The sequence below is a fragment of the Saccharothrix sp. NRRL B-16348 genome, from assembly GCF_001280085.1.
Lineage (GTDB): Bacteria > Actinomycetota > Actinomycetes > Mycobacteriales > Pseudonocardiaceae > Actinosynnema.
On the sequence record NZ_LGED01000239.1, the window covers coordinates 20,196 to 29,822 of the forward strand.

Below are 9,627 nucleotides of genomic sequence, written 5' to 3' on the forward strand. Positions count from 1 at the left end.
CCGAGCAGGAAGAGCCGTGGGATGAACCTGGTCGACGCGCTGCGTGCCGGAGCCGACGCCGGAGGGTGGCTGGACCGGCCGGCCTACGAGGTCGACGGCGCCATGCTGACCCACGCCGCCGTGTACGACGGCGCCGCGCGCGTCGCCGGAGCCCTGGTCGCGTCGGGTGTGCGGCCCGGTGACCGGGTCGCGCTCGTGCTCGACGACGGGCCGGACTTCGTCCTGGCGTTCCTGGGCGCCGCGCACGCCGGCGCCGTGGCCGTGCCGCTCAACCCCCGGCTGCACCCCGACGAGCTGCGCCAGGTGCTGGGCGCCGCCGGTCCGGCGCTGGTCGTGGGCCGCCCCGGTTTTTCGGCGGCCGGGTTCGCGGTGACCACGTTCGCCGCGCTCGACGGCGCGGAGCCGGTCCCGGTCACGCCGCGTGCCGTCGACGACCAGGTGTACGCGACGTTCACCTCGGGCACGACCGGCGTGCCGCGCCTGTGCCCGCAGCTGCACGGCGACCCGATCATCCACCACCGCTCGTTCGCGGTGCCCGCGCTGGAGCTGGGGCCGGACGACGTGGTGCACTCGGTGTCCAAGATGTACTTCGCCTACGGCTTGAGCAACTCCCTGTTCTTCCCGCTGCTCAGCGGCAGCCGCGTGGTGTTGAACCCGGAGGCGCCGCTGGTGGACGACGTGCTGGCGATCGTGGACAAGTACAACGTCACCGCCCTGTTCGCCGTGCCGACGTTCTACAGCAGGCTCATCGCCCACCCCGGCAGCGACCGCCTGGCGAACCTGCGCGTCGCCGCCACCGGGGGCGAAGTCCTCTCCCCCGCGCTGGAGGAACGCCTGATGGAAGTCCTCGGCGAGCGCCTGCTCAACGGCATCGGCAGCACCGAGGTCGGCCAGGCGTTCACCCACAACACCCGTGCCGCGCGCCGCGTCGGCACCGCGGGACGTCCCCTGCCGCCGTACGACGTCCGCGTGGTGGACGACGAGGGCGAACCCGTCGACCCGGACGTGCTGGGCCGCCTGCAGGTGCGCGGCCCGACGATCACGCTCGGCGTCCACGAGGACGGCACGGCCAAGCGCACCGACGACTGGTACGCCACCGGCGACCTGGCCTCGATCGACCCCGACGGGTACGTGACCGTCACCGGCCGCCTGGACGACATCGAGAACGTGGGCGGCATCAAGGTCCACCCGCTCGAGGTCGAACACCTCCTGGCGAGCCACGACTCGGTGCGCGAAGCGGCGGTCTGCGCCGCGGCCGACGACGACGGAGCGGTCCGACTGCGCGCCTACGTCGTCCGCACCGACGGCCCGCTCGACGACACCGACCTCGCCGACGCGCTGACCGCCCTGACCCGCCGCCACCTGACCGCGTACAAGGTCCCGCGCGAGATCGTGTTCGTGCCGTCCCTGCCGCGCACCGGCTCGGGCAAGCTGCGCCGTCACGTCGTGCGGACCTGGCGGCCCTGACCCGATCGGGGTGTCACATTCGTCGCCCTCAGGACGACGAACCACGTGTACACCCAGGGCAGAAGGGTCGATCCATGACGCGAACCAGCGGCGACGTGCGGGCACCCGGCGGCGTCCCGCCCACGGTGGCCGACGTCGACCGGATCGCCGCGCACGCCGACCCCGTCGTGCGGAACCTCCGGATCACCCACTGCTACCACGAGCTGTCCCGGGCGCTGGCCGACCGGACCGGTGGGTCGGCCAACTGGTGCACGTTCGCCGTGTGGGCGTCCAAGCAGGTCGGCCAGACCATCCGGCAGGAAGACCTGGCCCGCACGCTGGACCGGCTGCTGGCGTCCTCCCCCGAGGCGGGCGCCGCCGTCGACCTGCTGGTGCGCAGCCTCCGGCGAGCCGTGCCGCGCCACGTCCTCGACGACGCCGAACGGTTCGTGCGCCAAGCCGTGGTGGCCACCGCGCGGCTCGACGCGGCCGGTGACGCGGCGGCGCGCGGGAACCTGAAGGTCTTCGAGGAGATCGCCCGCGAGTTCGCCCGCTTCCTGGCCGTGCCCGCCGACGGCGTCGACGGGTTCCTCACCGCGCTGCGCCCCGGCGAGCCGCCCGAGGGCCAGCGCTACCTCCGGCAGGCGTTCACCCGCTACCACCAGGCGATGACCGCGGTCGACCCGAAGGAGCGAGCCGAACTCCTGCTCCTGGCCAACGTCGAGATCGGCCTGCACGAGCAGACCCGGCTGCAACCGGAGATCACCGCCGCGCTCGAAGCGCCGGTCGTCGACCCGCGCGACCTCGAACGACGTCTGCTCGACCTGCTGCTGCCCGGCAACCGCGCGGTCAAGTGGCTGCGGCGCGTGCTGCTGACCGTGCTCGGCCGACGCACGCCCATCCGCCTGGCCGGCGAGCACCTGGCCGACCACGCCCGCGCGCTGGCCCGCCGAGCCGTCACCGAGCACCTGATGACGCTGGCACTGCCGGACGGCGAACTGCTCGACCTCGCCGAAGACCTCCCCGCGCAGTTCCCGCCGCTGCTCGTCCAACTGTCCCACCCGGAACTGCTCGCGCTGCTCGAGATCGTCGACCCGACGTCCGACAGCCTCCTCGACACCGCCGCCCGCGACTGGTCCGACCTGCCCGACCGCCTGCACTACATCGCCGACATGTTCCGCTGCCACGCCCACCGGGCCGACCTGCTCGACCCGCCGTTCACGCCCGAGCAGGTCGCGGACCTCACGAACGGGCGTCGCCCGACCGGGCGTCTGTAGACCGTCACACCGGTTGCGGGTCGCGGCCGGCCCGCCGACCATCGGCACGGGCCGTCGGCGCAGTCGAGCGGGCCAGGGGAGGTCCGGTGGCGAGTTCCGCGGCGGCGCTGCTGGCGGGTCTGGTCCTGCTGATCGCGGGCGCCGACCTCGTGGTGCGCCAAGGCACCGCCCTCGCCGCCCGGTTCGGCGTCAGCCCGCTCGTGGTGGGCATGACCGTGGTCTCCCTCGGCACGAGCCTGCCGGAGCTGGCCATCGGCATCAACGCCGCCGGGCAGGGCAACGCCGGGCTCGCGGTGGGCAACATCGTGGGCACGAACCTGGTCAACGTCCTGCTCATCCTCGGGCTGAGCGCGCTGATCCGCCCCGTCGTGTTCGAACCCAGGACGCTGCGCTTCGACCTGCCGGTCATGACCGGCGCGGCGGTGCTGCTCCTCGTGCTGGCGCTCGACGGCTCGCTCACGAACGCGGACGGGGTGTGGCTGTGCGCCTACGGTGCCGCCTACCTCGGGCTGATGGTCGTCCACACCAGACGGCAAGCGGCGGCGTCCACCGGCGCACCGGCCACCGCCGCGAAGACCCGACCGGCCGCCCTCCAGGTGCTGCTGCTGGTCGCGGGCCTGGCCGTCATCGTCGTCGGGTCGGAGTTCCTCGTGGACGGTGCGGTGCGGATCGCCCGCGTCTGGGGCGCGAGCGACACGTTCATCGGCCTGACCGTCGTCGCGATCGGCACCTCGGCGCCCGAACTGGTCACCACGATCGTGTCCACGTTCCGCGGTGACCGGTCCCTCGCCCTGGGGAACCTCCTCGGCTCCAGCGTGTTCAACATCGCGCTCATCCTCGGGCCGACGATCCTCGCCGCGCCCGGCCCCGTCCCGGTGCCCGACGACGTGCTGGCCCTGGACATGGTCCTCATGGTCGCCACCGCCCTCGTGTGCGTGCCCGCCTTCTTCACCCGCAGACAGCTGACCCGCGTCGAGGGCGGCGCCTTCGTGGCGGCCTACGTGCTGTACACGACCTGGCTGCTCACGACGCGGCTGTGAGCACGCGCCCCGACACGTCACCCGATCGGGGCGTTTACCGTCGGTGCAGGTAGAAGCCCTTTTGCACGGCCACCGACCCGGACCTACCGTGATTGGGCCATGCCGGATTCTGCGCGGGACGACGACCGGCCGCGGGTGCCGCGACCGGGGCTCCCCGTGCGCCGGTGCGGTCCACCGGGGCGCACATGACCGACACCGGCAGCCACCGGCACGTCCGCGCCCCGTCGCTCGTGGACGCGACCGTGCCGCTGGTCGCGCTGGTGGCGCTGATCGGCGGCTCGCTGGCCCTGTTCGGACTGGACGCGCTCGACGGCCCCATCCAGGTCGCGCTCGTGCTCTGCGCGATGATCGCGGCGCTCGTCGTGCTCAAGAACGGCCACCGCTGGGACGAGGTCGAAGCCGCCAGCCAACGCGCGCTCACCTCCATCACCAGCGCGGTGTTCATCCTGCTGGCGGTCGGCGCGCTCATCGGCACGTGGAACCTGTCCGGCACCATCCCGACACTGGTGTACTACGGGATCCAGGCCCTCTCACCCACCTGGTACTACGCGGCCACCGCGCTGATCTGCGGCGTCGTCGCGATGTCGATCGGCAGCTCGTGGACGACCGCGGCCACGATCGGCGTCGGCCTGGTCGGCATCGCGCTGATGCTCGGCCTGTCGCCCGGCATCACGGCCGGCGCGGTGATCTCCGGCGCCTACCTCGGCGACAAGCTCTCACCGCTATCGGAGACGACCGTCCTCACCGCGCAACTGGCCAAGGTGGACGTCTACGAGCACATCAAACGCCAGGCGTGGACCTCGCTGCCCGCGTTCGGCCTCGCGTTCACCCTGTTCGCGCTGATCGGCCTGTTCTGGGGACCGGCGCCGACCGACGCGGGCGACACCACCTCCGAGCTGAACGCGCTGGCCGACATCTACTGGATCACACCGCTCAACCTGCTGCCGCTGGTGCTCCTCGCGGTCCTGTCCGTCCGCAAGGTTCCCGCGTCGCTCGCCCTGATCGCCTCGGCGCTCTTCGCCGGGCTCCTCGCCGTGTTCACCCAGCACGACGTCGTGCGGGCCTTCGTCGCCGCACCCGGCCTCGACCCGGTGCGGACCGGGATCCAGGCCGTGTGGCAGGCGCTGGCCACCGGCTTCTCGATGGACTCCGGCATCGGCGACATCGACCGGCTGCTGTCGCGCGGCGGCATGGACAGCATGCTGCTCACCCTGTGGCTGATCATCGGCGCGGTCACGTTCGGCACCGTGCTCGAGGAGTTCGGCCTGATCAACCGCCTGATCGACCCGATGATCCGCGCGGCGAAGGGCACCGGGCGGCTGTTCGTCACGGTGTTCGCCACCGCGTTCGGGCTCAACATCGTCGCGGGCGACCAGTACATCGCGCTCGTGCTGCCGTCCAAGGTCTTCCGGGCCGAGTTCGCCAGGCGGGGACTCGCGCCGACCAACCTGTCCCGGCTGGCCGCCGACAGCGGCACGGTCACCTCGCCGTTGGTGCCGTGGAACTCCTGCGGCGCCTTCATGAGCGCGGCACTGGGCGTGTCGACGCTGCTGTACCTGCCGTTCTGCTTCTTCAACATCGCCAGCCCGCTGCTGAGCGTGGTCTACGGGTTCACGGGCTTCCGGATCGAAAGGGTGCGGCCGACCGGCGCCGAGCCGGCCGACGCGTGAACAGGTGACGACGATGACGGTGACCGAAGCCAAGAAGTCGCGGCAGCTGCCGTTGCTGACGATGACCGCGATGGTGGTCGGCTCGATGGTCGGCGCCGGGGTGTTCTCGCTGCCCCGCAACTTCGCCCAGGCCACCGGCGTGTTCGGCGCGCTGGTCGCGTGGACGATCGCGGGCGTCGGCATGCTCATGCTCGCGTTCGTGTTCCAGGCCCTCGCGGTGCGCAAGCCCGAGCTCGACGCCGGCGTGTACGCGTACGCGAAAGCCGGTTTCGGCGAGTTCCCCGGCTTCTTCTCCGCGTTCGGGTACTGGGCGAGCGCGTGCGTCGGCAACGTCAGCTACTGGGTGCTGATCAAATCGACCCTCGGCACCGTGATCCCCGGCCTGGGCGAGGGGAACACCGTGCTCGCCGTGGCGATCTCGGCCGTCGGCGTGTGGGCGTTCCACTACATGATCACGCGTGGCATCAAGGAGGCCGCCGCGATCAACCGGATCGTCACCATCGCCAAACTCGTCCCCATCCTGACGTTCGTCGTGATCCTCGCCGTCACGCTGAAGACCGGCGTGTTCTCGGCCAACTTCTGGGGCGGCACCGAACCGTCGGCGGGCGCGCTGTTCGAGCAGGTCCGGTCGACGATGCTGATCACGGTGTTCGTCTTCCTCGGCGTCGAGGGCGCCAGCGTCTACTCGCGCTACGCCCGCAAGCGGTCCGACGTCGGCCGGGCGACGGTGCTCGGCTTCCTCAGCGTGCTGGCGCTGTTCGCGTCGGTGACGCTGCTGTCCTACGGCACGTTGGGCAAGGAAGACCTCGCCGGGCTGCGGCAGCCGTCGATGATGGGCGTGCTGGAGTCCGTCGTCGGCACGTGGGGGTCGGCGTTCATCGGCATCGGCCTGATCGTCTCGGTGCTCGGCGCCTACCTCGCGTGGACCCTGATGGCCGCCGAGGTGCTGTTCGTCGCCGCGAAGGACGACGACATGCCGCGCTTCCTCAAGCGCGAGAACCGCCAGGGCGTGCCGATCGCGGCACTGATCATGTCGAGCACGCTCATCACCGCGGTGCTGTTCGTGACCCTGTTCTCCGACGACGCCTTCACGTTCACCCTCAAGCTGTGCAGCTCGCTGTCGCTCATCCCGTACCTGCTGGCGGCCGGGTACGCGTTGCGGCTCGGCGCGACCGGTGAGACGTACGAGCACGACAGCAGCCGCCGCGGCAAGGAAGTGGCGTTCGCGGCCGTCGCCACCCTCTACACCGCGTTCCTGATCTTCGCGGCCGGCATCGAGTTCCTGCTGCTGTCGTTCATCATCTACGCGCCCGGCACGATCCTGTTCGTCATGGCACGCCGTGAGCAGGGCAGGCGCGTCTTCTCCCCCGCCGAGCTGGCGCTGTTCGTCCTCGCGGTCCTCCTGGCCGTGCTCGGCATCATCGGCCTGGCCACGGGCCTGATCGTCATCTAACGAGAGGGACAAGGACATGACCGACACGGCTCGACGCCCGTCCGCGGCGTACGGCGTGCACTCCGAGGTCGGCACCCTGCGCAAGGTGCTCGTCTGCGCACCCGGCCTCGCCCACGCCAGGCTGACCCCGAGCAACTGCGACGACCTGCTGTTCGACGACGTGATGTGGGTGCAGAACGCCGTCCGCGACCACTTCGACTTCATGGCCAAGCTGCGGGAACGCGGCGTCGACGTGGTGGAGCTGCACAACCTGCTCACCGAGACCCTCGACGTGCCGGGCGCCAAGACCTGGCTGCTCGACCGGAAGATCGTCGCCGACGAGGTCGGGCTCGGCCTGGTGGACGACACGCGCGCGTTCCTGGAAGGCCTGGAGCACCGCAGGCTGGCGGAGTACCTGATCGGTGGGCTGTCCACCACGGACCTGCCACCGGACTTCCGCCCCGGCTACCTCGCGCTCGCCCGCGAGTCGACCGGCGTGCCCGAGTACCTGATGCCGCCGCTGCCGAACACGCTCTACACCCGCGACACCACGTGCTGGCTCTACGGGGGCGTGACCCTCAACCCCCTGTACTGGCCGGCGCGGCACGACGAGACGTTGCTGATGAAGGCGGTCTACGGGTTCCACCCGGACTTCGTGGGCTCGACCGTCTGGTGGGGCGACCCCGAACGGCAGTGGGGGCTGTCCACGCTGGAAGGCGGAGACGTGATGCCGGTGGGCAACGGCGTCGTGCTGGTCGGCATGAGCGAGCGGTCGTCCCGCCAGGCCATCACCCAGCTGGCCGTAGCCCTGTTCGAGCGCGGCGCCGCCGAACGGGTGATCGTCGCCGGCATGCCGAAGCTGCGCGCGGCCATGCACCTGGACACGGTCTTCACCTTCGCCGACCGCGACTGCGTGACGACGTTCCCGAACATCGTCGACGGCATCCACACGTTCACCCTGCGCCCCGGCGACCCGATCGACGTGACCGAGGAGAAGCTGTCCTTCGTCGACGTCGTGGCCGACTCCCTCAACCTGCCCAAACTGCGCATCGTGGAAACCGCCGGCGACGCCTACACCGCCCAGCGCAGCCAGTGGGACAGCGGCAACAACCTGGTCGCGGTCGAACCCGGCGTGGTCGTCGCCTACGACCGCAACACCGAGACCAACTCACGACTGCGCAAGGCAGGCATCGAAGTGATCACCATCGTCGGCGCCGAACTGGGCCGCGGCCGCGGCGGCGGCCACTGCATGACCTGCCCCATCTCCCGCGACCCGATCGACTACTGACCGAAATCGCCGCCGCCCCCTCCCTCGCCCAACACATCACGATCCCGCGGCGTCGGCCGCCGTAGCATTCATCGCCGGACAAAGCGCTACCTCACACCACTGGCTCAGACGCTCTCCCGGTCGTACTCCACACGTGCCCGATCCACCTCGGCCATGTGCGACTCGGCCCCTCCTTTCTGACTCACCCCCTCAATCCGCGCGGAAAGCTCGGAATACCGCATCCGACCGCCGAGCAGCCCCAACGCCACAATCGCGAGACTCGCCCACTTGTCACCGATCGTGTCGAGCAACCGCCGACTGGGACAGAAGCGGCGAACGCATTGAATCGCGTCGCCCACCAACTGCGTCCATGAAAGGCACCCACCGTGACGCTCGCCCTCGTCTCCCGCCCCGACACCTCCACCCCGCCGACGTGACGCTGCCCCACTCGGCCAGCACGACCTGCGCGTCCGCGTCATTGCGCCTCCGTCGACCCGCTCATCGCCCGCGAACCGGCCAGTGCGATCTTCGGCCTCACCGGCCTGGGCATGTCCCTGACCGGAATCGTCAGCGCGACCGGCACCGACGTCACCACGTTCACCGTCGGCGACCCATCGCCGCGGTGCATCCCGACTTCACCGCCCCGGCCCGCGCCCACGCCGAGGAAACCATCGTCCCGGCCGCCACCGCCGCCCTCCCCTCAACGCCCAAGCCGCCGCCCAACTCGTGCACCTTCTCGGACCGGCCAACGGAGGAACCTTGCTGATCACGGGCACCGCCGGCGCGGTAGGCGGCTACGCCGCCGTCCTGCACACGACCGCCCTCTCCGCCGTCCGCGACAACGGAACGTTCGTCGGCGTCCCGTCAGCCTCTTCAGCGACGCCCGAACGAGGCATCGACCTCGGCATCGTGTGCATCCACCCCGACCACACCCAACTGACGACCCTCCTCACCCAAGCCGCCACCGGCGTCCTCGAACCACGCGTCGCGGGCCACCACCCCTGACAAACGCCTCCGCCGCTTACGACAAAGTCGCCTCCAACGGACAACGCGGCCGCCGACTCCTGATCCCGTAACCAAAACCCACCCACACACGACCGGTCCCGTGTTCACCCGAACACGGGACCGGCAGGCGCAGCGCGTAACGCCTCAGCGATTAGGGATTCTGCGTCTCCGCATTCGCCGCTCGCGCCACCAGCGCACCGGCCGCGACGTGCGCCCGATCCAGACCAACAGCCAACAAGGTGGCGCGAATAACCGAGACAGGAACGCGGTTCCGCAGTACCAGCGCGGTGCGTTCGGTCTCGATGTCAAGCCGAGTCGCGACGTCAGCCGGCAGCATGACCGGGACGAGATCCGTCACGTCGTCGTAGATGAGAGGTGGAACATCATTAGTCACCGCGCCAGCGTCGCCGGTCTGATCAACAAATACCAGTGCCCAATAGGCTGACAACCCCCGGAACCGAGCCCCCCGGTCCACCCCCCACCCCACACC

General features: G+C 70.6%; 8 protein-coding genes. 7 read left to right on the forward strand and 1 reads right to left on the reverse strand.

What is annotated here, in order from left to right; translation table 11 throughout:
• Positions 1 to 21: 21 nt before the first annotated feature.
• From ADK67_RS37665 to ADK67_RS51640, 7 genes are all read left to right on the forward strand, one after another.
• Positions 22 to 1,467, forward strand: a complete 1,446-nt coding sequence (locus ADK67_RS37665) for a class I adenylate-forming enzyme family protein (RefSeq protein WP_053721349.1) — start codon at positions 22 to 24, stop codon at positions 1,465 to 1,467.
• A gap of 74 nt (positions 1,468 to 1,541) precedes the next feature.
• Positions 1,542 to 2,723: a hypothetical protein gene (locus tag ADK67_RS37670; RefSeq protein WP_053721350.1), complete on the forward strand. Its 1,182-nt coding sequence runs from the start codon at positions 1,542 to 1,544 to the stop codon at positions 2,721 to 2,723.
• Between the two features lie 86 nt (positions 2,724 to 2,809).
• On the forward strand, positions 2,810 to 3,763 hold the full coding sequence (locus ADK67_RS37675) for a calcium/sodium antiporter (protein WP_053721351.1): 954 nt from the start codon (positions 2,810 to 2,812) through the stop codon (positions 3,761 to 3,763).
• A 185-nt stretch (positions 3,764 to 3,948) separates the two neighbouring features.
• A complete protein-coding gene (gene nhaC, locus ADK67_RS37680) occupies positions 3,949 to 5,433 on the forward strand; it encodes a Na+/H+ antiporter NhaC (protein ID WP_053721352.1) in 1,485 nt (494 codons plus the stop codon).
• A gap of 13 nt (positions 5,434 to 5,446) precedes the next feature.
• Entirely contained in the window at positions 5,447 to 6,886 is a 1,440-nt protein-coding gene (locus ADK67_RS37685; RefSeq protein WP_053721360.1) for a basic amino acid/polyamine antiporter, read from the forward strand.
• A 16-nt stretch (positions 6,887 to 6,902) separates the two neighbouring features.
• A complete protein-coding gene (locus ADK67_RS37690; protein ID WP_053721353.1) occupies positions 6,903 to 8,153 on the forward strand; it encodes an arginine deiminase in 1,251 nt (416 codons plus the stop codon).
• Positions 8,154 to 8,891: 738 nt separating this feature from the next.
• On the forward strand, positions 8,892 to 9,137 hold the full coding sequence (locus tag ADK67_RS51640) for a hypothetical protein (protein WP_053721356.1): 246 nt from the start codon (positions 8,892 to 8,894) through the stop codon (positions 9,135 to 9,137).
• A gap of 151 nt (positions 9,138 to 9,288) precedes the next feature.
• Here ADK67_RS51640 and ADK67_RS37710 read toward each other — a convergent pair.
• On the reverse strand, positions 9,289 to 9,627 hold a 339-nt coding region (locus ADK67_RS37710), incomplete at its 5' end, for a hypothetical protein (protein ID WP_231648549.1).